Raw genomic sequence first — 23,926 nt, 5'->3', positions numbered from 1 at the left:
AGAGCATTGCGGGGCAACGTGAATCAGATGCAGGGCCTGCTCGTGGCGGGCCGCTACCGGCTCGTCGACTCCATCGGCAGCGGGGGCATGGGCCGGGTGTGGCGCGCACACGACGAGGTGCTGCACCGGGCGGTCGCCATCAAGGAGTTGACGGCGGCGTTCTACGTCTCCGACAGCGACCAGGCCGTGCTGCTCGCCCGCACCCGGGCAGAGGCCCGCGCGGCGGCCCGCATCAACCACTCCGCCGTCGTCACCGTGCACGACGTGCTGGAACACGACGGCCGCCCGTGGATCGTGATGGAGCTGGTCGAGGGCAGCTCGCTGGCCGACGCGGTCAAGGAACGGGGCCGCATCGAGCCGCAGGAGGCCGCGCGCATCGGGCTGTGGGTGCTGCGGGCGCTGCGCGCCGCGCACACCGCCGGCGTCCTGCACCGCGATATCAAGCCGGGCAACGTGCTGCTCGGGCGGGACGGCCGGGTCCTGCTCACCGACTTCGGCATCGCCCAGATAGAGGGCGACTCCACCATCACCCGCACCGGAGAGGTCGTCGGCTCGGTCGACTACCTCGCCCCGGAACGAGTGCGCGGCCACGACCCGGGCCCCGCCTCCGACCTGTGGGCGCTGGGTGCCACGCTGTACACGGCGGTGGAGGGCCGGTCGCCGTTCCGCCGCACCTCACCGCTGAGCACCATGCAGGCGGTCGTCGAGGACGAGGCAGAGGAGCCCGGGTCCGCCGGTCCGCTCGGCCCCGTCATCACCGCCCTGCTGCGCAAGGACCCCGCGGAGCGGCCGGACGCCGCGGAGGCGGAGCAGCTGCTGGCGGAGGCGGCGGAAGGGCGGCGGCCCGGTGCGGCGCAGGCGTTCGTGCCGACACAGAACGTGGCATCCCACCCGCCCGAGCCCACCGGGTACGGCCCGCCCGAGCCCACCGGGTACGGCCCGGCCGACCCCACCGGGTACGGCTCCGCCACCGCGGCCCCGTACGGGACGCACCCGGCGACCCCGCCGGTGCCGACCACGGCGCCGACGGCCCTCGCGCCGGCCGCGCCGCCCGCCCGGCCCCGGCGCCGCCTGCGCACCTTCGCAGTCGTGATCGCGTTGGCCGCCGTCGTGGGCGGCGCCGCCGCGGTGGCACTGCAGGAGCTGGGCACCGGACGGCAGAACGACGACGCGGCCGTGACCACGCCCGACCCCACGGACTCGGCCACCGCCAGCCCCAGCGGCACGCCCACCGAGGACGCGACCGTGCCCTCCGACTGGCAGCGCGTCAACGACCCGCTGGGCTTCACCCTGTCCCTGCCCAAGGGCTGGAAGCGACAGGTGTACGGCATAGAGGGCGACCTCAAACAGGTCGACTACACACCCGACGGCGGCAAGCACTTCGTCCGCATCTCCATCGACGGCTCACCGGACTTCGCCGACCCCTTCCAGCACCAGCAGGACCTGGAACAGCAGTTGCAGCGGCTGGTGGACTACGAGCGGGTGACGATGGAGGAGAACACCTACCGCGACCGCAAGGGCGCGCTGTGGGAGTACACCTGGACCGCGCTGGCCAAGGACCCGCCGTACGTCGCAGGTCCGCGCCGCGCCATCGAGGAGACGTACATCGGCCGTGACGGTGTCGAGTACGTGATCTACATGTCGTCGCCCGCCGAGGACTGGGCGACGGCGAGCCGGCAGTTCACCTGGGTGCTGCAGAGCTGGCAGCCACCCGCGGGCTGACACGCTTGGCCGGTCGACGCCCCGGAAGCAGAGCGTCCGGTGCGGCATGATGGGCCCATGGGGACCGAGGGGGACGCCTTCCGTGTGATCGCGGGCCGTTACCGCCTGGAGGCCCGGCTCGGGCGCGGCGGGATGGGCGTCGTGTGGCGGGCAGCCGACCAACTGCTGGGACGCCGGGTCGCGGTCAAGGAACTCACCCAGGACACCTCCCTCTCGGACGACGACGCCCGGCTGCACCGCGAGCGCACCCTGCGCGAGGCCCGCGCGGTGGCGCAACTGCACCATCCGCACATCATCGTCGTGCACGACGTCGTCGAGGACGACGAACGCTCCTGCATCGTCATGGAGCTGATCGACGGCGACTCGCTCGCCGAGCGGATCGCGCAGCGCGGACCGGTCGACGCAGCCGAGGCCGCCCGCATCGGCATCGCCCTGCTCGGCGCGCTGCACACCGCGCACGCGGCCGGTGTGCTGCACCGCGACCTCAAACCCGCCAACGTCCTGATCGAGTCGGGCACCGACCGGGTCGTGCTCACCGACTTCGGCATCGCACAGGTCGCCGGTGCCACCACACTCACCGAGACCGGCTCCTTCGTCGGTTCGCCCGAATACACCGCGCCCGAGCGGATGTCCGGGAACCGGGCCGGGCCCGCGTCCGATCTGTGGTCGCTGGGCGCGCTGCTGTGCGCGGCGCTCAGCGGCGAGTCGCCGTTCCGGCGCGACTCGCTCGGCGGCATCCTGCACGCCGTCGTCGCCGCCGAGATCCGGCCGCCCGCCGAGGCCGAGCCGCTGCTTCCGGTCATCCGGGGCCTGCTGGAACGCGACCCGGCCCGGCGGCTGGGTGCGGCCGAGGCGGAGCGGATGCTGCGCGCGTTCCTGGAGACCGGCCGTACGCCGCAGCCGGCCGACGGGCCGCGGCCGGCCGGCCCGTATCCGCCGGCCCAGCGGGACGCGCCGGGGCCGGTGCCGGCCGGCCGGACGCCGTTACGGCTGTCGCGGCGGGGTGTGCTGGTGGCGGCGCTGCTGGTCGCCGCGATGGCCGGGGCCGGTATCTCGGCGGCGGCACTGCTGATCAACCGCGACGGCGGCGGCGCACCGACGCGTCCGGCGCCCGGCACGTCGGCGAGCACGGCATCAGGCACACCGGCGCCCGGCGCGTCGGCGCCTGGTACGTCGGCGGGCGTGTCGCCTTCGCCTAGCGCGTCCACCGCCTTGGGTGCCCGCCCGGCACCCTCGGGCTATCGCACCGCCCGGGACCCGGCGGGCTTCTCCCTCGCCGTGCCCGAGGGTTTCACCCGCGACCCGCAGGACGAGCGTGTCTTCTATCTGTCGCCGGGGGCGACCTTCCGGCTCGGCATCAAGGTCACCGAACCCGGACCGGGCGGCCCGCTCGCGGTGCTGCGCCGGGCGGCGGCCGAGGGTCCGCGCACCAACCCCGGGTACCGCGACGGCCGGGTGACCGAGGCCACGCACCGCGGACGACCGGCCGCGCTCTGGGAGTTCAGCTGGAGCGGCTACAGCGCGGTGGAGGGGCCACGGCACACCTACGACCTGTGCTGGGAGGAGAACGGCCGGCTGTACGACGTATGGGTGTCGGCGCCGGTGGGCAGGACCCGCACCGCCCGCGCACACTTCGACGTCGCCCTCGACACGTTCGCACGCGACTGACACCGATCCCGGCTCACGCCGCCCCCCAATGCGTGGGGGAGCCGGTGGGTCACGGGTCTGTGACCGGTTGGCGCCGAGTGTGGCTGGTTCGCCGCATGGCACGGTATGGATGGACGCATGAGCAGCAACGGGGGAGCCCACCAGCGCGCCGATGAGCCGACGAGTTTTGGTCTGCAACCGCCCAACCCGCCCGCGCACGTGCCGCATCCGGACAATCCGTATGCGGCGCCGACCCAACTGGTGCCGCCGCGGGCCGAGTCGCCACAGCCCGAGTCGTCACAGCCCGCGCGCGACCTCGGCGCCGGGCGTCTGATAGCCGGGCGCTACCGGCTGTTGTCGAAGCTCGGTGACGGCGGCATGGGCACGGTGTGGCGGGCCAAGGACGAGACGGTGGACCGTGAGGTCGCGGTGAAGGAGCCGCGGGTCGCGGACCATCTTCCCGAACAGGAACGCGCGAACGCCTTCGAGCGGATGCGACGCGAGGCGCGCGCGGCGGCCCGTCTCGACCATCCGGCGGTGGTGAACGTCCATGACGTGGCGGTCGTCGACGGCCGGCTGTGGATCGTGATGGAGCTGGTGCGGGGGCGTTCGCTGGGCAGCGCGCTCCGGGAGGGCACCCTGGACACGCGGGAGGCGGCCCGGGTCGGCCTCCAGGTGCTCGGCGCGCTGGAGGCCGCGCACGCGGCGGGCGTGCTGCACCGTGACGTCAAGCCCGACAACGTCCTGCTCGGCCGGCACGACCGGGTCGTCCTCACCGACTTCGGCATCGCGCAGATCGAGGGCGAGACCAATCTGACCGACACGGGCGGCTTCGTCGGATCACCCGAGTACATCGCGCCGGAACGGGTGCTGGGCAGACGCCCCGGGCCCGCCTCGGACCTGTGGTCCCTCGGTGTGGTCCTGTACGCGGCCACGGAGGGTGTCTCGCCCTTCCGCCGCAGCAACACCGCGGCCACGCTCCAGTCGGTCCTCAACGCGACCCCCGCCCCGCCCGCCGCCGCGCACGGCCCGCTCGCCGAGGCCGTGAGCGGGCTGCTGGAGAAGGACCCCACGCGCCGTCCGGACGCGGCCCGGGTGCGCGCCCTGCTGGAGGCGGCCGCGCGTCCCCCGGCTCCGGTGTCCGCCGGGACGCCCTCGTCCGCCGGCCCGGCCGGCCGCCGCTTCCGGCCGGGCCGCGGAACCTGGTTGGGCCTCGGCGCGGCCGTGGCCGCCGCGGCGGTGGCGGGGTATCTGCTGTTCGCCGACCCGTTCGGCGGCTCCCTCCCGGCGGACTGGGAGACGAAGGCGGAGAAGGACCTGGGCGCGACGCTGGCGGTGCCGGCGGCGTACAAGGCCGTTCACCCGGGCAAGAACGACACCGACCGGAACTGGGTCACGTACTACGATCCGAGCGGCGCCGTCTGGATCGGGCTGAGCCTGTCCAGGAAGTCCGACGACTCCCTGCGTCGGATCAAGGGCTCCGCGGCCTCCCAGATGTACGCGGACAACGAGAAGTTCAAGGACGACGGCGACTACAGCCTCTCCATGCCCGACGGGCCGGCGACGAGACCGGACGACAACGCGGAGTTCCACGGCAGGCCGGCGGCCCAGAACACGGTCACCTACACGACGACCGACAGCCAGAACCCCCGCCCCCGCGAACTGCGGGTCTTCTACTACCGGACCACGGCCGGGGACATGTACAAGCTCACCATCGGCTATCCGGGCAAGGGCGACTTCACGGCCCGGGGCCGCGAGGTGGCCGGCACGGCCGTCGCGCATCTGACCGTCGACAAGCCCTGAAACAGGGGGAGTTGACGGATTCGTCGCACCGGGCGTCGCGGCGGCCCGCGTCGACAAGGGCGCTGCAGGCACGGTACTGATGGGGCATGAGCGAAGACGGTGCACCCGCGGCCGACGGGCGTCTGATAGGCGGCCGGTACCGGCTGTCAGCGCGCCTCGGCGCCGATGCCACGGCCGACGGCGCCGCCGCCGGCCGGGTGTGGCGGGCCGTCGACGAGGCGACCGACCGTGAAGTCGCCGTCAAACAGCCGCTGTTGCTGCCGTCGGACCCGCGGGTCGCCCACCGCGTGCACCATGAGGCCCGGGCCGCCGCACGCGTGGACCATCCGTCCGCCGTGACCGTCCTGGACGTGCTGCTCGATGACGGACTCCCTTGGATCGTCATGGAGTTGGTGCGCGGCGAGTCGCTTCGTACGGCGCTGCGCCGCGGGCCCGTCCCGCCCGCCGAAGCCGCTCGGATCGCTCTCGCCGTCCTCGGCGCGCTGCGTGCCGCGCACGCCGTCGGCATCGTGCACCGTGGCGTCAAGCCGGCCAACGTCCTGATCGAGTCAGGAACGGGCCGCGTCGTCGTCACCGACTTCGGCACCGGACACGGCGGCCCCGCGGATCCGCCCGGCCCGTCGGCTGGGCCGCCCGACCCCCTCGGCCCGCGCGACTTCCTCGCCCCCGAGCGGCTGTCCCGGCCGGGCGCGGGACCCGCCTCCGATCTGTGGTCCCTGGGCGTGCTGCTGTACGTCGCCGTCGAGGGCCGCTCGCCCTTCGGCCACACACCGGGAACCACGTCCGGCGCCCCCGGAGCCGGCGCTCTCGCACCTGGGGCTTCCGCACCCGGCACCCCCGCACCCGGGGCTCCCGGCTACGACCGTGCAGGTCCGCTCGGCCCCCTGCTCACCCGGCTCCTGGTCGACGAACCGGCGGACCGGCCGGGGCCCGACGAGGTGGCGGCCGTGCTGCGCGCGGTCGCCGAAGGGGAGCGCGCGGGGCGGCGCGACGGACAGCAGGTGGGGGCGACGCCGTCGCGCAGATCATCGGCCCCGCTCCTCGGCCCGGCCCGGCGCCTGGGCACAACGCCCTGATCAGCACGTTCACCGCCAGTGTTCACTGGCGTCATGTGAGCGCTCGGTGAATCCCTGTTACCGACGGGTACCCAAAGTTTCCGCGCCGGAATACCCTGCCGCTCATGACCGACTCGCAGGCCCAGGAACAGGCTCCCGCACGGCCCACGGACGTGACCGGCACCGGCACGAACCCCCTCGCCCCCGCTCCCGAGGGCGCGCGGACCGCCGCCGACGTGGTCACGCCGGAGCTGGTCGCCCAGCTCACCAAGGGCGTCATCGGCTCCGGCCGCACCGCCAACCACACGCCGTTCACCGGCGAGAAGCTGGCCGACCTGCCGCAGTCCACGCCCGAGGACGTGCGCAAGGCGTTCCAGACCGCCCGCGCCGCCCAGGCGGTATGGGAGCGGACCCCGGTGCGGCAGCGGGCCGCCGTGCTGCTGCGCTTCCACGACCTGCTGCTCGAACGGCAGGCCGAGGTCCTGGACCTGATCCAGCTGGAGACCGGCAAGGCGCGGCTGCACGCCCACGAGGAGGTCCAGGCCGTCGCCGTCGCCGCCCGCCACTACGGCCGCAAGGCGCCCGCCTACCTCAGGCCCAGGCGGCACACGGGCGCGGTGCCCACCCTGACCAAGGTCACCGAACTGCGCCACCCGCGCGGGGTCGTGGGCCAGATCGCCCCCTGGAACTACCCGCTGGAGCTGTCGGTCGGCGATGCGCTGCCCGCCCTCGTCGCCGGCAACGCGCTCGTGATGAAGCCGGACACCGAGACCTGCCTCACCGCCCTGTGGGCACGCGACCTGCTGATCGAGGCCGGGCTGCCCGCCGGTGCCTTCCAGGTGGTCCTCGGCGACGGCCCGGTCGTCGGCCCCGAGGTCGTCCGGCACGCCGACTACGTCTCCTTCACCGGCTCCACCCGCACCGGCCGCGAGGTGGCGCAGAGCGCCGCCGCCCGGCTGGTCGGCGTCTCCCTCGAACTCGGCGGCAAGAACGCCATGCTGGTACTCGCCGACGCCGACATCGAGAAGGCCGCCGCCGGCGCCGTCCGCGCCTGCTTCTCCTCCGCCGGTCAACTCTGCGTCTCCATCGAGCGGTTGTACGTCCACGAGTCGATCGCCGACGCCTTCCTCGACCGGTTCGCCGCCCGCACCAGGGCCATCCGGCTCGGCACCTGCCTCGCCTACGGCGCCGACATGGGCTCCCTGGCCGGGGAACGCCAGCTGGAGACCGTACGACGGCATGTGACGGAGGCCGTCGCCAAGGGCGCGAAGGTGATCGCCGGCGGTGTGGCCCGCCCGGACATCGGCCCGTACTTCTTCGAACCCACCATCCTCGACGGCGTCGAGGCGCCCATGGCCGTCTGCACCGAGGAGACCTTCGGACCGGTCGTGTCGGTGTACCGCTTCACGACCGAGGACGAGGCGGTCGAGCACGCCAACTCCACTCCCTACGGCCTGAACTCGTCGGTGTGGACGAAGGACGGCCGGCGCGGCAGGTCCGTCGCCGCCCGCCTGCGCACGGGCACGGTCAACGTCAACGAGGGCTATGCGCCCGCGTACGGCAGCGTCCAGTCCCCGATGGGCGGCATGAAGGACTCAGGGCTCGGCCGCCGGCACGGCTCCGAGGGCGTCCTCAAGTACACCGAGGCCCAGACGGTGGCCCAGCAGCGGCTGCTGCCGATGGCCCCGTCGCTGGGGATGGACGACGAGAAGTACGCCCGGTTCATGAGCGGGAGCCTGCGGCTCATGAAGGCGCTCCGGCTCCGCTGAGCGCCCCGCCGCACCTGCTGAGCCGACCTGTCTTCGGGCGCGGGCCGCGCGACCGGCCACGGAAGCCCGCACGCACCACTCGATGAGGAGAACTCGTGCCCCAGGACAGCTACGACTACGACGTCATCGTCGTCGGTTCCGGCTTCGGCGGTTCCGTGACCGCCCTGCGCCTGACCGAGAAGGGGTACCGCGTCGGCGTCCTCGAAGCCGGCCGCCGCTTCACCCGCGACACCCTCCCCGCGAACTCGTGGGACCTCAGGAACTACCTCTGGGCGCCCAGCCTCGGCATGTACGGCATCCAGCGCATCCACCTGCTCGGCAATGTCATGGTCCTGGCCGGCGCGGGCGTCGGCGGCGGCTCCCTGAACTACGCCAACACCCTCTACGTACCGCCGAAGGCGTTCTTCGACGACCCGCAGTGGAAGGACATCACCGACTGGCAGGAGGAGCTGACGCCGTACTACGACCAGGCCCGGCGCATGCTCGGCGTACGGCTCAACCCGACCATGACACCCTCCGACGTGCACCTGAAGGCCGCGGCTCGGCGGATGGGCGTGGGCGACACCTTCCACCCGGCCCCGGTCGGGGTGTTCTTCGGCGACGGCGAGGACGCGGACGGCAGGGCGAAGGCACGCCCGGGGGAGCAGGTCGCGGACCCCTACTTCGGCGGTGCGGGACCGGCCCGCCGGGCCTGCACCGAGTGCGGCGAGTGCATGACGGGCTGCCGGCACGGCGCGAAGAACACCCTCAACGAGAACTACCTCCACCTCGCCGAACGGGCCGGCGCGGTGGTGCACCCGATGACGACGGTCGTGTCCGTCACCGACGACTCCCAAGGCGGCTACGCGGTGGCCACCCTGCCGACCGGCCACCGCAGAAAGGGCGCGGGCCGGACCTTCACGGCCCGCAGGGTGGTGCTGGCCGCCGGCACCTACGGCACCCAGACCCTGCTGCACCGTATGAAGGCCCATGGCCAACTCCCGTACCTCTCTGACCGGTTGGGCGAGCTGACCCGGACCAACTCCGAGTCGCTGGTGGGCGCGCAGACCGACGACCGCCGCTACCGCAAGGCACACGGCACGGCGAAGGCCGACTTCACCCGGGGCGTGGCGATCACGTCCTCGATCCACCCGGACGCCGACACCCATGTCGAGCCGGTCCGCTACGGCAAGGGCTCGAACGCGATGGGCGGTCTGGCGATCCTCCAGGTCCCCTACGCCGAGGGCTCCTCGCGCGTCCTGGCCTGGCTGGCGAACGCCGCCCGGCACCCGTGGCTGCTGGTCCGGTCCCTGTCCTTCCGACGCTGGTCGGAGCGGACCATCATCGGCCTGGTGATGCAGTCCCTGGACAACTCCCTGACGACGTACCTGAAGCCGGACGGCGTCGGCAAGGGACTGCTCACCGCCCGGCAGGGGCACGGCAGGCCCAACCCCAGGCAGATCAAGGCGGCGGCGGAGGCCGCGTCCGCGCTGGCCGAGGAGATCAACGGCTTCCCCGGCAGCAACGTCGGCGAGCTGATGGGCACCCCGCTCACCGCCCACTTCCTCGGCGGCTGCCCGATCGGCGACTCACGCGAGACGGGTGTCATCGACCCGTACCACCGGCTGTACGGGCACCCCGGCATCTCGGTGGTGGACGGCGCGGCGGTCTCGGCGAACCTGGGTGTCAACCCGTCCCTCACCATCACCGCGCAGGCCGAGCGGGCGATGGCGTACTGGCCCAACAAGGGCGAGAGCGACCCGCGTCCGGCGCAGGGGGCCGCGTACCAGCGGCTGAGGCCGGTGGAGCCGCGCAGCCCCGCGGTTCCCGCGGACGCCTTCGGTGCCCTGCGCCTGCCGTTCCTCGGGATGCCGGCGGTGCCGCCCAAGCCGTAGGCGGGAGTGGGCGGGGAAGACGAAAGAGAGGGACCTGCGCCCCCCTCCGAGCGCAGCTCCCTCTCTTTCGTCTTCCCGCGCGCCGGCCTTACGCGTTCGCGTCGGCCTTGCGGCGGCGCACCGCGAACACCGCACCCGCGCCGACGACGACGGCGATACCGCCGACGAGGCCGATCATGGGCAGCGCGGAGTCGGAACCGGTGTCGGCGAGGTTGCCGGTCGGCACGGAGGAGAGGTCTCCCTGCGGCTTCTTCACCGAGCCCTTGCCGCCCTTGTCGCTCGGGGTGGCGGAACCGGGGTCGGGGTTCGGCGAACCGGCCTTCAGGACCTCGAAGTCGTACATCGCCCAGCCCTCGGCGACACAGGTCTCGCCGTCGACGTCGTCGAGGTAGGCGCCGGAGCCGAAGGAGTAGGCATCGCCCGCGGGAGCCTTGGCGTCGATGCTGACGCGCAGGTCGATGGACTTGCTCGCGCCGGCCTTCAGCTGCTTCGCGCGGAAGAAGACGTCACCGGCCCACCGCTCGTCGCCGATGCGGTCCCAGGAGCCGTCCACCGGGTTCTTGAACTGGAGGTTCACGTACGGGCTCAGGTACTTCGCCTCGTCGTCGAACTCGTAGTTCTCGATCTCGGCGTAGAAGTAGACGTCCTCGACGTCGGCCTTGGAGTCGTTCGTGACGACCAGCTTGAACGGGTGGAAGCCGTCACCCGCGACGACCTTGCCGGGCAGGCCCTTGATGTCCGCGGACACCTTGGCGCCGTATGAGCCGTCGAGGTCTTCGCAGTACGGATCCTCCGGGGCCGAGGGAGTCTCCGTCGGGCCGCCCGACTCGGAGGGCTCGGGCGAGGTCGACGGGCTCGTGCTGTCGCTCGGGGCGGGCGTCTCGCTCGGCGACGTGCTGCCGCTCGGCTCGGCGCTGTCCGACGGCAGTCCTGTGCCGGACGGCGAGGCGGAGCCGCTGGGCGTCTCGGCGGGCTCGGTCGTCACGCTCTCGCTGGGGCTCGGCGAGGTCGACTCCTCCGCGAACGCGGCAGGCGCGGACAGCAGGGCGAGCGGGGCTATGACGGCCGTCGCCGCCGCTGCCACCATGGCACGGCGAAGATTCATGAAGACCTCGTGGAGTCCGGGGTGCCGCTGGCGGGCGGCACCGTGTGGGTGGCGGGCTCCGCGTGTGGGGCGCGGGTTGGGTCCCTGGGCGTGCTGGTGTCGCTGGGTTTTGGTGAACTTTTTGATCTCGTCGGTGTCTGCTGGTTTGATCAGCGAGATCACTCAAAGGTTGCGCGCGCTCTCACAGAATTTTTATGTGTCCTGGGTCACACGGACCGAACCGCGCGGGGAGCGGCCGACGGCGGCTCCGGAGCGACGTGATCCTCACAAGGCCGACGAGTCAGCCGCGAACGGCGCGCTTCCCACGCGAACCGCGCGGGGGCGGTGAGCCGGGTGGGCTTGAGGGCGGGCCGTGCGCGGGTGATGCGTGCGGGTGGGCTTGGGAGCGGGCCGCGGGCGGGTGGCGTGAGGTGGGCGGCGACGCAACACCACTGCCGCGCCAGGTCTGACGGGCGATACCGGCTCCCCGCCCGAGGTGGGCCCGTGGCAGTGCCGGGTGCCGGGGTTTCTGTGAGCTTGGGGTGCAAGCCGTTGCCGACCACGCGCGGGTGCCAGGTGTGGTTCTTCGGTGGCCGGAAGTCGGAGAGGCGGCGTGTTTGAGGGGGTGCGGGCCGGCGGGGGAGGGTTCCGCGGGACGGAGGAACCGCCGTCTCGGCCTGGCAGAGGGGCCGCTTACTGCCGTGCGGTCGTCTGTGGGGGACCTGGGGGTTTCCGCCGGTCGGCTCCGGGCGTCCCCGGAGCCGACCGGTTCTCCTGGGTGACCGGGCTGCTGTCCCCTGCGGTCCGGTCACTTCCCTGGAGCGAGGTCCCACGACGCACGGCACGATCCGTACGCCTCATCGCTCCAGCGAGCCACGCGTGGTTCTTCGGGCCCGCCCCTGGCTGGCACGGACACCGGGACCAACGAAGCGGTGTGGGCGGCGGTCACGCGCCGTACGAGTGAGAGGGGGACCGAACTCAGATGCGACCCCGGCACAGTTCGAGGAGCGTCATGGCGAGCGCGGTACCGGGCTTGCCCAGTTCCTGTCGGTAACGGCCAAGGATCTCCATCTCACGGGAGAGGTTCACGCGCCGCCCGCCGGAGGCGATCCGCGCGTCCTGGATCACCGCGGACACGGCCATCCGCTCCTGGACGAGCCCGATGATCCGGTCGTCGAGCGCGTCGATGCGTTCGCGTGCGGTGCTGATGGTGTCGGCGGCCTCGGTCGTGCGGGCGCCGGTCTTCTCGGTGGTGGCGGTCATGTCGGGGCTCCTTGTCGGTGCGCCCCGGCCCGGCAGGCTCCGGAAACGCCAGGCGCCCCGGACCTTGTCGGCCCGGGGCGCCTGGGAAGTTGCTTGTCAGTTGCTCAAGCAGCACGACCATGGCAGCCGGCGGGCCGGACGCCATAGGTAAAGACGAAGGTCGAGTGCGCGAACATGCCTCCAGTATGCCACGGCCCCACCCACGCCCCACCGCCCCGAAGACAGGCGAACGGACCTGGGCGGGCCGTAGCTGGGGAGAGGGGGCGCAAGACTCGGGGCGTGGGGCTTGGACGCGGCGAGGTGTCCTGCGGGGCGCCGTTAGAATCGGTAACCACAGACCCCCGCCCGACCGCCGGAAGGCACCCCGTGTCATCAGCGACTCCCGCTGCCGCCACCCCCGACACCGTCCTGGTCGTCGACTTCGGCGCGCAGTACGCCCAGCTCATCGCCCGTCGTGTCCGCGAGGCGCGGGTCTACAGCGAGATCGTGCCGAGCACCATGCCGGTCGCCGAAATGCTCGCCAAGAACCCCGCGGCGATCATCCTCTCCGGCGGCCCCTCGTCGGTGTACGAGGAGGGCGCCCCGACCGTGGACCGCGCCCTGTTCGAGGCCGGCGTCCCGGTGTTCGGCATGTGCTACGGCTTCCAGCTGATGGCGCAGGCCCTCGGCGGCACGGTGGACAACACCGGCGCCCGTGAGTACGGCCGTACCGACCTGCATGTCTCCAAGCCGTCGTCCACCCTGTTCGAGGGCACCCCCGCCGAGCAGGCCGTGTGGATGTCGCACGGCGACGCCTGCTCCGCCGCCCCGGCGGGCTTCTCGGTCACGGCTTCCACGGACGTCGTCCCGGTGGCCGCCTTCGAGAACGACGAGAAGCGGCTGTACGGCGTCCAGCACCACCCCGAGGTGATGCACTCCACGTACGGCCAGCAGGTGCTGGAGCACTTCCTGTACCGCGGCGCGCGCCTCACCCCGTCCTGGACCACCGGCAGTGTGATCGAGGAGCAGGTCGCCGCGATCCGCGAGCAGGTCGGCGACAAGCGGGCGATCTGCGGTCTGTCCGGCGGCGTGGACTCCGCGGTGGCCGCCGCGCTCGTCCAGCGGGCCATCGGCCCCCAGCTGACCTGCGTCTACGTCGACCACGGCCTGATGCGCAAGGGCGAGACCGAGCAGGTCGAGAAGGACTTCGTGGCCGCCACCGGCGTCCAGCTGAAGGTCGTCGACGCCGAGGAGCGCTTCCTCACCGCGCTCAAGGGGGTCTCCGACCCCGAGGAGAAGCGGAAGATCATCGGCCGTGAGTTCATCCGGGTCTTCGAGCAGGCCCAGGCGGAGATCATCGCCGACGAGGGCCCGGCCGTGGAGTTCCTGGTGCAGGGCACCCTGTACCCGGACGTGGTCGAGTCCGGCGGCGGCACCGGCACCGCCAACATCAAGTCCCACCACAACGTGGGCGGCCTCCCCGAGGACCTTGAGTTCCAGCTCATCGAGCCGCTGCGCAAGCTGTTCAAGGACGAGGTCCGGATGGTCGGCCAGGAGCTGGGCCTGCCCGCGGAGATCGTCCAGCGTCAGCCCTTCCCGGGGCCCGGCCTCGGCATCCGCATCGTCGGCGAGGTCACCAAGGACCGCCTCGACCTGCTGCGCGAGGCCGACGCGATCGCCCGCGAGGAGCTGACCGCGGCCGGCCTCGACCGTGACATCTGGCAGTGCCCGGTGGTGCTGCTCGCGGACGTGCGCAGTGTCGGCGTCCAGGGCGACGGCCGCACCTACGGTCACCCGATCGTGCTGCGGCCGGTGTCCTCCGAGGACGCGATGACCGCCGACTGGTCGCGGCTGCCGTACGACGTCCTCGCAAGGATCTCGACCCGCATCACCAACGAGGTCCGTGACGTCAACCGGGTCGTGCTCGACGTGACCTCGAAGCCGCCGGGCACCATCGAGTGGGAGTGAGCCCCGAGCGGCGCGGGCAGCGCCCGAAAGGGGCGCGGGGAACTGCGCGGCCGGCCACGACGGAGCCGCACCCGGCCGACGGCGCGGCACGGCGCGTCCGGCGGAGCGTTCAGCGTCTGAGGGTGCGCAGCGGCCGGCCGGGCTGCCAGACCTCGGTGACCAGCCAGGTGTCGTCCTCGACGTAGGTCCGCACGACCTCGGTCAGCTCGGCGCGGAAGAGGTGGAACGGCTGCGGCGGTTCCACCTCTTTCACATACGCCCCCTTCAGCTCCGGGTCCTCGACCTCGACCGCGCGCCCGCCGATCCGGATGTCGCCGTCGCCCGGGTCCGTGCCGGAGCCGGGGTTGGCCTGGAGCGCGAAGCGCGGGTCGCGGCGCAGGTCGAGGGCCTTGAGCGAGTGCGGCATCATGCCGAGCCACAGCTCGCCGTGCAGGAAGCGGACCTCGAGGCCGCTGGTGCGCGGGGAGCCGTCCTTGCGCAGCGTGGCGAGGACATGATGGCGGAACGCGCCGAAGCGCCGCTCGGCGGTCTGCGCGAGGCCGGGTGCGGCGGTGCTGAGTGCTGCCCAGTTCATGGGCCCACTCTCACGGCGATACCCGACATCTCCTGTCGGGTTTCCCTTGCGGACGTCATCTTTGCGCAACTTCTCTGTTCTCCTGCGCTGACCGACGGTAACTTCCGCCCCGTGACGCAACCCAGTGCTGGAGGACCTGTGCACGGGCCGACCCCCACCCCGCCATTGCCGCTGCCCACCGACCAGTTGCAGTTCGCGATGCCGCCGATGCACGACTCGCTCGACGCCGAACGACGGCATCGAAAGGAACGGCTCGCCGGCGCGCTGCGGATCTTCGGCCGGTCCGGCTTCGAGGACGGGGTGTCGGGACACATCACCGCGCGTGACCCGGAGTTCTCCGACTGCTTCTGGGTCAACCCGTTCGGGATGCCGTTCAAGCACGTCACGGTCAGCGATCTCGTCCTGGCCAACCAGGACGGGCAGGTCATCGAGGGCCGCTACCACATCAACCAGGCCGCGTTCACCGTGCACGCCCAGGTGCACGCCGCCCGGCCCGACGTCGTCGCGGTCGCCCACTGCCACTCCGTGCACGGCCGGGCCCTGGCCGCGCTCGGCGACCTGCTCGACCCGATCACCCAGGAGAGCTGTGCCTTCTACGAGGACCACGCCCTGTACGACGCCTACACCGGCGTCGCCGTGGACGCCGAGGAGGGCCGCCGGATAGCGGCCGCGCTGGGCAGCCGCAAGGCGCTCGTGCTGCGCAACCACGGGCTGCTCACCGTCGGCGACTCGGTGGACGCGGCGGCCTGGTGGTTTCTGTCGATGGAGCGGTCCTGTCAGGTGCAGTTGACGGCGAAGGCGGCCGGCCGGCCCGTGCTGATCGACCACAAACCGGCGGTGGCGACCCGCGAGCAACTGGGTGGCGACCTGGTGGCCTGGATCAACTACCAGCCGCTGTGGCAGGACATCAGCCGCAGCGAGCCGGATCTGCTCAGTTAGCGCGCAGCAGCCGAACCGGGTCCGCTCGGCCCGGGCCGTGCTAGAAACCGCGCAGCACGGCCGCCTTCGTCCGGGTGAACTCCTCGTCCGTGAGCACCCCGTCCCGGTGCAGCTCGCCCAACTCGCGCAGCCGGCGCAGCAGTACGTCGTGGTGGTCGGCCTGCGAGGCAACCGCGGCCAGCGGCGGCGGCCGGTCGGCGTACTCGGCACCGGCCCGGCTGGAGGGGTGCGGCAGCCGGGCGGTCACCGCGGCGGCCACGAGCGCGGTGAGCAGATCGCGGCGGGCGCTGCCCCACAGGTCGAGGGTGTACGGGTCGCGTTCCGGCGGCAGCTTGGAGAACACCGTCTCGCGGGTCACGAAGCGCAGGAAGCCGTCCTCGTGGCCGGAGTTGGGCAGCCACTCCACCTGGACCAGATCGCCGATGCCGATCATCCGGGGCCCGGTGGCCCGCTTGACCCGGTCGGAGGTGTCGGCCCAGTCGATGCGCACCTGCCCGCCGTCGAAGGAGACCGTCCCGTCGGAGGAGCGCACCGACACCGGCACCGGCGGCCCGGGCAGCAGATAGGCCCCGGCGGGCTCTCGCGGGATCTCGTCGAGCAGCAGCGCGTGCCGGATCTCCTCGGCGACGTACTCGGCGACCCCGGCCCGGTCCGCGTCCACGTCCAGCCGGTACGGGTCGGCCGCGTCCGGCAGCCGGCCGCCGGTGGCCTGCAACAGCGGATCGGCGCCCTCGCGCAGCCGTAACCGCAGTCGGCCGCGCCTGCGTTCGGGCTCGTAGACCACCCCCGACACGGCCTCCAGGGGCACGGCGATCTCCCCGTACGTCTGCCGGAAGAGCGGCACGGAGCGGTGCCGTCCCGGCGTGATCCGGATCGTGCCGCCGTCGAAGGCCCAGGCCCCGTCACGCTGGATGATCTCGGCCATACGCACATTCTCGCAGCCGGGTCAACACACCGGGCCTTCCCTCACCCCCGGTGACCGCACCTGCCGACGGCAGTCCGGTCGGCATAGGGCACAATTCGCAGACAATACAAGGGAGTTGCGCGGCAACGGCCAAGCCCCGCAAGGGGGGTGCCGGCCGTGCCGCGGGTCGCGGGGAAGGCGGGCATCGGGCGTGGCGGTGCAGGAGGCGGGGCAGGGCGGGGCTACGGCCGTCCATGAAGGCGGCTGCACCTGCGGGGACTGTCCGCACGGGGCGCGCGAAGGGCACCGCCGGGCGATCGCCGAATTCCTCGTCAAACGCGATGAGTTCGCGGCCGGCCGGGGCCTGCCGGCGGCGGTGGCGCACTCGGCGTCCGCCTCCCGCCAGTGGGTCTCCGAGGAGTTGACCCAGTCGGCGGAGGCCGTGGCCGAGCGCGGCCGGGCGGAGGGTGCGGCCTGGCTGGCCCGGCTGTGGCGGCGCACCCTGTACGTCCTATGGGCGGCCGTCGTCCTGCTGCTGCTCGTCCAGGCGCTGACGGCGATCGGCGCGGGCTGGACCGGCGCGCGCACCGCCGGGCTGCTCGCCGCGCTGGTGGTGGCCTGCGCGCTGACCGCCGCCTCCTGGTTCCACCGGGCCCGGGGCGGCGCGCTGGCCCCGGTCATCGGCGAGGACAACCGGCTGTCCACCTCCCGTACCGTCGCGGCGGCCTGGGTGCTGTTCGTCGCGTACGCGGTCCTCGTCCTGGCGGGCCGGCTCGCCGCGGCCTCCGACCCCGCCGAGCGCGACGCGCTGATCTCCGGTCTCGAACTGGCCCGCGGGGCGGGCGTGGTGACCGTGCTCGCCGTGGTCTGCGGTATCGCGGTGCTCGTCCGGCGGGTGGTGGGGCTGCGCATCCTCGCCCAGCGGCTGCAGAAGGTACCGGCGCACCGGCCGCGTGCGGCCGACCTGTTGACCGACGACGCGGGCCGGGGCACGTTCGCCGACATCCAGTACGTCGTGATCGGCACGGTGGCGCTGGCGTTCGCCGCGGTACGGCTCGCCCGCCGCCCCGACCAACTGCCCGACCTGCCCTGGGGGCTGGCCGTGCTGGTCCTGGTGTCCGCCGCCACCTATCTGGCAGGCAAGTACGCCGAGGGCGGGCGCCCGCTGATCCTCTCCGTGGTCCGGGCCCGCGAGGCCGGCGATCTGGACGGGCCGATCCGTACGGGCGACGACATCGAGATCCGCGGCGCCGGTTTCGTCCCGCCCGGCGCCCAGGGCGCCGACCGGCTGTCCCGCATGGTCGTGCGTATCGGCGCGGTCAATGTGCACGTGCCGCTGGTGCCCGTCGCCGGCGGGTTCAGCAATCCGACGGACGGGGTGCTGAGGGTTCCGGTGCCGGCGGAGGTGGAGCCGGGCTCGGTGGAGGTGCAGGTGGTCACCGCGGCGGGGGCGGCGACCAACCGCTGTGTGGTCGAGGTGACGGAGTGACGCAAGCCGCCTGAGTGATCAGAGGGATGTGGGTGGCCGGGGCGGTGCGGTACCGGTGTGCATGCGTCGAGTCGAACCCCGAAAATGGTCAGAGAGGGGATTGAACGGTTCCCGTTTGTCATACGTATGGTCTGGTGGGGGTCGACACGCGGGTGAGAGGCGGCATTCTGTGATGAATCATGGCATTCGTTCGGACATGCACACGTCCTACCTCGGCCGCCGGCGTGACTGGCGGGAGACCGCCACCCACTACGCCCTGCTGCCCCTGCGCGTCTTCCTCGGCGTCACGTTCATCTACGCCGGCCTGAACAAGCTGACCGACAGCGCGTTCCTGAAGTCCGGCGGGTCCGGCTCCATCGGTGACACCATGCGCGCGGTCCGCGACTCCGCGGCGATCCCGGCCCTGGTCGACCTGGCCCTGAAGAACCCCGTCGGCTTCGGCACCGCCATCGCCATCGGCGAAGTCGCCGTCGGCACCGGCGTCCTCTTCGGCCTGCTCACCCGGCTGGCCGCGCTCGGCGGTGCGCTGATCTCGCTCAGCCTTTGGTTGACGGTCAGCTGGGCGACGACGCCGTACTACTACGGCAACGACCTCGCCTACCTGATGGCCTGGCTGCCGCTCGTCCTGGCCGGCGCGCCGTACCTCTCCTTGGACGCGGCGTTGCGCAGTCGTCGCCGCCGTTAGCTCCGCCGGGTCGGCCGGTGTGGGGTGCCTTCTGCTAGGTCGGTTTGTTGGTGGTGGGGGCTTTGGGGCGTCTGCCTCTCAGGGTTCTGGTCAGTACCGCTGTCGCGCCTGCCAGGGACAGGCCGCCCACGGTCAGGGGGATTGCCGCGAACCAGGGGGTCTGCCACAGGCCGCCCGCGTCGCCGGCGTATGCCGCGGCCGTCGCGGTGAGGAAGACGCCCGCGACCAGGCGGCCGGGCTGGAACTCATGACGCAGCACGGCTGACCTCCGCCTGTCCCATGCCGACCTGGAGGTCGACGTCGAGGGTGCCGCCCCCGCCGCGCTTGCCTGTCGTCGTCGGCGACAGCGTCACCGTCTTGTGCTTGCCGGGCGCCACGTCCACGTCCTTCTTGTCCTCGCCGGGCAACTGGATATCGCCCACCCCCACCTCGATGTTCAGCCGCACGGTCGCGTCGGCGGGCACGACGAGCCGCAGCCGGCCCACGCCCACCTGCGCACTGGTCGCCAGGGTCTGGCCGTCGGCGAGCCGGACCCCGGTCAGGTCCAGGGTGCCCACGCCGGTCCCCAGGTCGTACTTGGGCCGTACCTCCGCGACCGCGGCGGGCTGCCAGGACGCCTGCTGCCAGTGGGTGCTGATGTCCTTGGGCAGCTGCGTCGAACCGGCGAGCAGCGCCGCCGTGACGAGCGCCAGGAACAGCGAACCGGCCCCCGTGCGCCCCAGGAAGGCGCTGACCGCGACGCCGAGTCCGAAGACGGCGAGCGCGCAGGACAGGCCGATCTGGAGGCTGGTGCCCAGCGGCTGCCGGTCCCACGACAGTCCGCCGCCGAGGCCGCCGGCCAGCAGCGCGAGCAGGAAGACCCAGCCGCCGATCCAGCGGGGGCCGCGTGGCCGGTGCGGTGCGGTGTGCGGGCCGCGGGTCTCGCCCCGGGGCACCCCCGGCCCGAAGCGGAGCGCCCCGGCCAGGTCGCGGTCGGCGGCGGTTTCCGGGCCCCACAGATAGCCGGTGCCGCCCACGTGCGAGCCGTCCTTGACGATGGGGTCGCGCCACCAGGACGGATACGCGGTGGGGGCGGGCGGCGCCTGGGGTTCCGGCGGGGCGTCGGCGACCGCCTGGGCGGCCAGCGGATCCGGGTCGGGGGCGCCGCGCCGCTGGGACCAGTAGCCGGCGCCCGCCAGCAGCAGGGAGAGGACGACGCCGAAGGTGAGCACGCCGCCGTTCCTCAGCATCGTCAGGAACACACCGCAGCCGACCAGCGCGAACAGCACGGCCGCGAGGGCCTGCCCGTCGACCCGGCCGGTCAGCAGCTTGCGGACCTCGTTCTCCTCCTCGTCGTCGTACGGCACGAAGAGCCAGGCGAACCCGTAGAAGATGAGCCCGATGCCCCCGCTCGCGGCCAGCACCGCCAGGGTGATCCGGAAGATCACGGGGTCCATGTCGGTGTGCCGGCCGAGCCCGGAGCAGATCCCCGCCATCACCCGGTGCTGCCGGTCGCGCCGGAACGCGCGCAGGGGCTGGACGCCGTCCCCGACGAGGGGCCCGGCGCCCGCCGTGCCGTCGCCGCCCGGCGCGCCCGCGTCCCCGCGCGACCCCTTGGTGCCGGCCGCGCCGGGCGCGGCACCCGGCGGCCCGGAGCCCGGGTCCGGGCGGGGGCCGGACCCGGGTCCCGGACCCGTCGCGGCGTGCTCGTGATCCGTCATGCGTCCATGGTGACGGCACGGCCGCCGCGACGGCAGTCGGATCGACCCTGGCCGAACCCTGATATCGGCCCTGAGCCGGACCGGGGATGCGCGCCGCCGCGGCCGGGGCTGTGAAGATCAGGGGCGTCTCCGGGTGGACCCTGATGACCCGCGCCCGCGGCCGTGTGACCATCGTTGGCATGCCGGAAGCCGCAGCAGCAGCGACCCCCGTCGAACCGCGGCCGCCGCGCAAGCTCTACCGCAGCGGCGACGGCCGCTGGCTCGGTGGCGTTGCGCGGGGGCTCGCCGGGCACCTCGGGCTGCCCGTGGTCTGGGTGCGGCTCGTCTTCGTCGGCCTGCTCATGGCCGACGGCCTCGGCGCGCTGCTGTACGCCGCGTTCTGGTTCTTCGTGCCGCTCGGCGTCGGCGGCGTCGGCTGCCAGAAACCGCCGTCCCTGGTCGGCGCCGAGACCGCGCCGGACGGCCGCCGCAGGCTCGTGGCCCGCAAGCCCGACAAGGGTCAGATCGTCGCGCTGCTCCTCATGGTCGTCGTGGCGATGGTCTTCGTGAGCAACGTCAACCTGGGCGGCGGGGCCAAGGCGTATCTCGTGCCCGCCGTCCTCGTCGCCGCGGGTGTCGCCCTCGTCTGGCGCCAGGCGGACAACGCCCGCCGGGCCCGCTGGGTCGAGGTCGGCAGCCGCCGCCGCACCCTCAGACTGCTGCGCGGGGGCGCCGGTGTGCTCCTCGTCACCGCCGGCGTCTCCGGGATCTTCGTCCTGCAGGGCTCCGCCGCCCACCTCGGCTCCGTGTTGCAGGCCGCGCTCGCCGTCCTCGTCGGCATCACCCTGCTCGCCGGCCCCTATCTGGTCCGTATGACCCAGGACCTGTCCGAGGAACGCCTGATGCGCATCCGCGCCCAGGAGCGCGCCGAGGTCGCCGCGCACGTCCACGACTCGGTGCTGCACACCCTCACCCTGATCCAGCGCAACGCGGAGAACGCGGGCGAGGTGCGCCGCCTCGCCCGCGCGCAGGAACGCGATCTGCGCACCTGGCTGTACAAGCCGGAGGGCACCGGCAAGGTGGAGGAGGACGAGCCGGCCACCCTCGCCGACGCGGTCCGGCGCAACGCCGCCGAGGTGGAGGACAAGCACGGCGTCCCCATCGAGGTCGTCGTGGTCGGCGACTGCCCGCTCGACGAGAAGACGGCGGCGCAGATGCAGGCCGCGCGCGAGGCGATGGTCAACGCGGCCAAGTACGGTGGCGAGGGCGGCGCCGTTCAGGTCTACGCCGAAGTGGAGGGAAGGACGGTCTTCGTGTCCGTCCGTGACCGCGGTCCGGGCTTCGACCTCGACTCGATACCCGCCGACCGCATGGGCGTCAGAGAATCGATCATCGGCCGCATGGAACGCAACGGCGGCACGGCGCGGCTGCGCGCGGTGCCGGGCGGCGGCACGGAGGTCGAGCTGGAGATGGAGAGGGCGGAGAAGACGTCATGAGCGACCCGACCGAGGCGAACGGTACGGCGGGGGCGGCGGAGCCGGCCGGCGGGGACGGGCCCGCCGACGGTGCGGGCGAGCGTCGCGTACGCGTGGTCCTCGTCGACGACCACCGTATGTTCCGCACCGGAGTGCAGGCCGAGATCGGCCGGACCGAGCAGACCGGTGTCGAGGTCGTCGGCGAGGCCGCGGACGTGGACCAGGCGGTCACGGTGATCACCGCGACCCGGCCCGAGGTGGTGCTGCTCGATGTGCATCTGCCGGGCGGCGGCGGGGTCGAAGTGCTGCGCCGCTGCGCCGCGTTGATGGCCGACACCGAGCGGCCCGTGCGGTTCCTCGCGCTGTCCGTGTCGGACGCGGCGGAGGACGTGATCGGGGTGATCCGCGGCGGCGCCCGCGGCTACGTCACCAAGACGATCACCGGGACGGACCTCGTCGACTCCGTCTTCCGCGTCCAGGAGGGCGACGCGGTCTTCTCGCCGCGGCTGGCCGGCTTCGTCCTCGACGCCTTCGCCTCCACCGACGCCCCGCCCGTCGACGAGGACCTCGACCGGCTCACCCAGCGGGAACGGGAGGTGCTGCGCCTCATCGCCCGCGGCTACGCGTACAAGGAGATCGCCAAGCAGCTCTTCATCTCGGTGAAGACGGTCGAGTCCCATGTCTCGGCGGTGCTGCGCAAGCTCCAGCTGTCCAACCGCCACGAACTGACCCGCTGGGCGACGGCACGCCGGCTGGTGTGAGCAGGGCCGGCCGGCTCCGGGGCGCGGCCCGGTGCGCCGTGCGAAGGCCTCACGCCACCCGGGTCGCCCCCGCGAACGGCATCTGGTCGATCGGGGCCAGACGCACCGGCGTGGACGGGTTCGGGGCGTGGATCATCTGCCCGTTGCCCACGTAGATCCCGACGTGACTGACACCGGAGTAGAAGAACACCAGGTCGCCGGGGAGCAGTTGGGAGCGGGCGACGCGCCGGCCAGCGCCGATCTGGGCGTAGCTCGTGCGGGGCAGGGCGATGCCGGCCGAGCGGTAGGCGGCCTGGACGAGGCCCGAGCAGTCGAACGCGTGCGGGCCGGTCGCGCCCCACACATAGGGGCTGCCGAGCTTCTGGTAGGCGTACGCCACGGCGGCCGCCGCGCGGGAGCCGGGTGCCGAGGCCGGACCCGCGGCCGGCAGGGCGGTGCGCCCGTCCCCCGCGGCGGCGCGCGAGGCATGGCCGCCCGTGCCGCCGTCGGCCGTGACCCGGGCCCGCTCCGCAGGCGACAGGTGGTCCAGGAGCTGCCGGGCCTCGTCCAGCTTCTCCGTGATCGTCTCCTTGCGCCGCTTCAGCTCGGCCTGCCGGGACCGCAGCGAGGACAGCTCGATCCGGGCGGCGCCGCGCAGCCGCTCGATCTCCCCGAGCTGCTTGCGTACCCGTGCCACCGCCGCCGACTGGCGGTCGCCGGCCCGCTCGGCGAACGCGGTCCCCTCCAGGAACCGGTCCGGGTCGTCGGAGAGCGCCAGCTGGACGGCGGGGTCGACGCCGCCGCTGCGGTACTGCGCCGCCGCGACCTTGCCCAGCGCGTTGCGAGCCGAGTCGAGCCGTTCCTGTCTGCGGGCCGTCTCGTCCTGGAGGGACTTCAGTCGCCGCTGCGCCGTGTCCGCCTTCTCCTTCGCCCCGTTGTACTTCTCGGTGGCGACCTCCGCCTCCTGGTACAGCTTGTCGACCTTGGCCTCGACCTCGGTCGGCGTCAGCTCCGGCTCGGCATGTCCGGTGCCCTCGAAGGCCGTCGCCGTCGCCGCGCCCGCCAGGGCCAGGGTGGCGGCCGTCCGGGCCGTGTTGCCGCCGAGCGGGCGGTGCCGGGGCTTGCGGTGCGCTGCCACCTCGACCGTCACGTCCTTTCCTGAGTGCGGTTGCCGCGTCCGGCACGGGGAGCCGGTCGCTGGTGGAGGACGCTAGGGCCGATGGTGACGAGTCGGTAACGGGATGTACGGAACTGGCAGCGGCACAGCGGCAGGTGAC

At 72.9% G+C, this 23,926-nt stretch carries 19 protein-coding genes; 12 read left to right on the top strand and 7 right to left on the bottom strand.

Translation table 11 applies throughout. The annotated features are described in order from the left end of the window. Nucleotides 1-27: 27 nt before the first annotated feature. From ACIRFL_RS03430 to ACIRFL_RS03405, 6 genes are all read left to right on the top strand, one after another. On the top strand, nt 28-1,722 hold the full coding sequence (locus tag ACIRFL_RS03430) for a serine/threonine-protein kinase (RefSeq protein ID WP_404023496.1): 1,695 nt from the start codon (nt 28-30) through the stop codon (nt 1,720-1,722). A gap of 57 nt (nt 1,723-1,779) precedes the next feature. Beyond that, complete coding sequence (locus ACIRFL_RS03425) at nt 1,780-3,390, top strand: protein kinase (RefSeq protein WP_404023494.1); 1,611 nt, start codon at nt 1,780-1,782, stop codon at nt 3,388-3,390. 117 nt (nt 3,391-3,507) lie between these two features. Then, entirely contained in the window at nt 3,508-5,172 is a 1,665-nt protein-coding gene (locus ACIRFL_RS03420; protein WP_404023493.1) for a serine/threonine-protein kinase, read from the top strand. A gap of 86 nt (nt 5,173-5,258) precedes the next feature. After that, the gene (locus ACIRFL_RS03415; protein WP_404023492.1) at nt 5,259-6,248 is read left to right on the top strand and encodes a serine/threonine-protein kinase; all 990 of its coding nucleotides are present in this window, start codon (nt 5,259-5,261) and stop codon (nt 6,246-6,248) included. Nucleotides 6,249-6,352: 104 nt separating this feature from the next. Then, a complete protein-coding gene (locus ACIRFL_RS03410) occupies nt 6,353-7,996 on the top strand; it encodes a succinic semialdehyde dehydrogenase (protein WP_404023491.1) in 1,644 nt (547 codons plus the stop codon). Between the two features lie 95 nt (nt 7,997-8,091). Continuing rightward, a complete protein-coding gene (locus ACIRFL_RS03405; protein WP_404023490.1) occupies nt 8,092-9,870 on the top strand; it encodes a GMC oxidoreductase in 1,779 nt (592 codons plus the stop codon). An 88-nt stretch (nt 9,871-9,958) separates the two neighbouring features. Here the strand turns inward: ACIRFL_RS03405 and ACIRFL_RS03400 are convergent, their stop codons facing one another. Both ACIRFL_RS03400 and ACIRFL_RS03395 read right to left on the bottom strand, forming a co-directional pair. Continuing rightward, the gene (locus tag ACIRFL_RS03400; protein WP_404023489.1) at nt 9,959-10,975 is read right to left on the bottom strand and encodes an LAETG motif-containing sortase-dependent surface protein; all 1,017 of its coding nucleotides are present in this window, start codon (nt 10,973-10,975) and stop codon (nt 9,959-9,961) included. Nucleotides 10,976-11,932: 957 nt separating this feature from the next. Beyond that, a complete protein-coding gene (locus tag ACIRFL_RS03395; protein WP_404023487.1) occupies nt 11,933-12,217 on the bottom strand; it encodes a chorismate mutase in 285 nt (94 codons plus the stop codon). A gap of 366 nt (nt 12,218-12,583) precedes the next feature. On the opposite strand from ACIRFL_RS03395, the gene guaA reads away from it, so the two are divergent. After that, a complete protein-coding gene (gene guaA, locus ACIRFL_RS03390) occupies nt 12,584-14,164 on the top strand; it encodes a glutamine-hydrolyzing GMP synthase (RefSeq protein WP_404023485.1) in 1,581 nt (526 codons plus the stop codon). Between the two features lie 109 nt (nt 14,165-14,273). Here the strand turns inward: guaA and ACIRFL_RS03385 are convergent, their stop codons facing one another. Continuing rightward, nucleotides 14,274-14,738, bottom strand: a complete 465-nt coding sequence (locus ACIRFL_RS03385; protein ID WP_404023483.1) for a pyridoxamine 5'-phosphate oxidase family protein — start codon at nt 14,736-14,738, stop codon at nt 14,274-14,276. A 138-nt stretch (nt 14,739-14,876) separates the two neighbouring features. On the opposite strand from ACIRFL_RS03385, the gene ACIRFL_RS03380 reads away from it, so the two are divergent. Further along, nucleotides 14,877-15,677 (top strand): class II aldolase/adducin family protein, encoded by an 801-nt coding sequence (locus ACIRFL_RS03380; RefSeq protein WP_404023481.1) that lies wholly within the window; start codon nt 14,877-14,879, stop codon nt 15,675-15,677. 40 nt (nt 15,678-15,717) lie between these two features. Here the strand turns inward: ACIRFL_RS03380 and ACIRFL_RS03375 are convergent, their stop codons facing one another. Next, nucleotides 15,718-16,602, bottom strand: coding sequence for a DUF4429 domain-containing protein (locus tag ACIRFL_RS03375; protein WP_404023480.1), 885 nt, complete (start codon nt 16,600-16,602; stop codon nt 15,718-15,720). A gap of 190 nt (nt 16,603-16,792) precedes the next feature. Between ACIRFL_RS03375 and ACIRFL_RS03370 the strand changes: the two genes are divergently transcribed. Together ACIRFL_RS03370 and ACIRFL_RS03365 are read left to right on the top strand one after the other, a co-directional pair. Then, complete coding sequence (locus tag ACIRFL_RS03370; protein ID WP_404023478.1) at nt 16,793-18,070, top strand: hypothetical protein; 1,278 nt, start codon at nt 16,793-16,795, stop codon at nt 18,068-18,070. 172 nt (nt 18,071-18,242) lie between these two features. Next, a complete protein-coding gene (locus ACIRFL_RS03365; protein WP_404023476.1) occupies nt 18,243-18,755 on the top strand; it encodes a DoxX family protein in 513 nt (170 codons plus the stop codon). Nucleotides 18,756-18,789: 34 nt separating this feature from the next. On the opposite strand, the gene ACIRFL_RS03360 is transcribed toward ACIRFL_RS03365, so the two are convergent. After that, a complete protein-coding gene (locus ACIRFL_RS03360) occupies nt 18,790-19,014 on the bottom strand; it encodes a hypothetical protein (RefSeq protein ID WP_404023475.1) in 225 nt (74 codons plus the stop codon). After that, the gene (locus tag ACIRFL_RS03355; RefSeq protein ID WP_404023474.1) at nt 19,001-20,455 is read right to left on the bottom strand and encodes a PspC domain-containing protein; all 1,455 of its coding nucleotides are present in this window, start codon (nt 20,453-20,455) and stop codon (nt 19,001-19,003) included. The genes ACIRFL_RS03360 and ACIRFL_RS03355 overlap by 14 nt, the downstream gene beginning before the upstream one ends. 179 nt (nt 20,456-20,634) lie before the next feature. Here ACIRFL_RS03355 and ACIRFL_RS03350 point away from each other — a divergent pair, with 179 nt between their 5' ends. Together ACIRFL_RS03350 and ACIRFL_RS03345 are read left to right on the top strand one after the other, a co-directional pair. Beyond that, nucleotides 20,635-21,930, top strand: a complete 1,296-nt coding sequence (locus ACIRFL_RS03350; protein WP_404023473.1) for a PspC domain-containing protein — start codon at nt 20,635-20,637, stop codon at nt 21,928-21,930. Then, complete coding sequence (locus tag ACIRFL_RS03345) at nt 21,927-22,670, top strand: LuxR C-terminal-related transcriptional regulator (protein ID WP_404023471.1); 744 nt, start codon at nt 21,927-21,929, stop codon at nt 22,668-22,670. The genes ACIRFL_RS03350 and ACIRFL_RS03345 overlap by 4 nt, the downstream gene beginning before the upstream one ends. Before the next feature lie 49 nt (nt 22,671-22,719). Here the strand turns inward: ACIRFL_RS03345 and ACIRFL_RS03340 are convergent, their stop codons facing one another. After that, on the bottom strand, nt 22,720-23,787 hold the full coding sequence (locus ACIRFL_RS03340) for an NlpC/P60 family protein (RefSeq protein WP_404023580.1): 1,068 nt from the start codon (nt 23,785-23,787) through the stop codon (nt 22,720-22,722). Between the last annotated feature and the right edge of the window lie 139 nt (nt 23,788-23,926).

It is taken from the genome of Streptomyces sp. NPDC102462 (assembly GCF_044765425.1).
Taxonomy (GTDB): Bacteria; Actinomycetota; Actinomycetes; order Streptomycetales; family Streptomycetaceae; genus Streptomyces.
Note: the sequence above shows the minus strand (reverse complement) of the source record. Positions and strands in the feature narration are given on the sequence as shown.

Bases quoted from the DNA above. Each gene is read 5' to 3' on its own strand.
- ACIRFL_RS03415 (WP_404023492.1), top strand. From the start codon at position 5,259: ATGAGCGAAGACGGTGCACCCGCGGCCGACGGGCGTCTGATAGGCGGC.
- ACIRFL_RS03385 (WP_404023483.1), bottom strand. From the start codon at position 14,738: ATGAACTGGGCAGCACTCAGCACCGCCGCACCCGGCCTCGCGCAGACC.
- ACIRFL_RS03395 (WP_404023487.1), bottom strand. From the start codon at position 12,217: ATGACCGCCACCACCGAGAAGACCGGCGCCCGCACGACCGAGGCCGCC.
- ACIRFL_RS03345 (WP_404023471.1), top strand. From the start codon at position 21,927: ATGAGCGACCCGACCGAGGCGAACGGTACGGCGGGGGCGGCGGAGCCG.
- ACIRFL_RS03430 (WP_404023496.1), top strand. From the start codon at position 28: ATGCAGGGCCTGCTCGTGGCGGGCCGCTACCGGCTCGTCGACTCCATC.
- ACIRFL_RS03375 (WP_404023480.1), bottom strand. From the start codon at position 16,602: ATGGCCGAGATCATCCAGCGTGACGGGGCCTGGGCCTTCGACGGCGGC.
- ACIRFL_RS03420 (WP_404023493.1), top strand. From the start codon at position 3,508: ATGAGCAGCAACGGGGGAGCCCACCAGCGCGCCGATGAGCCGACGAGT.
- ACIRFL_RS03400 (WP_404023489.1), bottom strand. From the start codon at position 10,975: ATGAATCTTCGCCGTGCCATGGTGGCAGCGGCGGCGACGGCCGTCATA.
- ACIRFL_RS03350 (WP_404023473.1), top strand. From the start codon at position 20,635: ATGCCGGAAGCCGCAGCAGCAGCGACCCCCGTCGAACCGCGGCCGCCG.
- ACIRFL_RS03425 (WP_404023494.1), top strand. From the start codon at position 1,780: ATGGGGACCGAGGGGGACGCCTTCCGTGTGATCGCGGGCCGTTACCGC.
- ACIRFL_RS03365 (WP_404023476.1), top strand. From the start codon at position 18,243: ATGAATCATGGCATTCGTTCGGACATGCACACGTCCTACCTCGGCCGC.
- ACIRFL_RS03355 (WP_404023474.1), bottom strand. From the start codon at position 20,455: ATGACGGATCACGAGCACGCCGCGACGGGTCCGGGACCCGGGTCCGGC.
- ACIRFL_RS03410 (WP_404023491.1), top strand. From the start codon at position 6,353: ATGACCGACTCGCAGGCCCAGGAACAGGCTCCCGCACGGCCCACGGAC.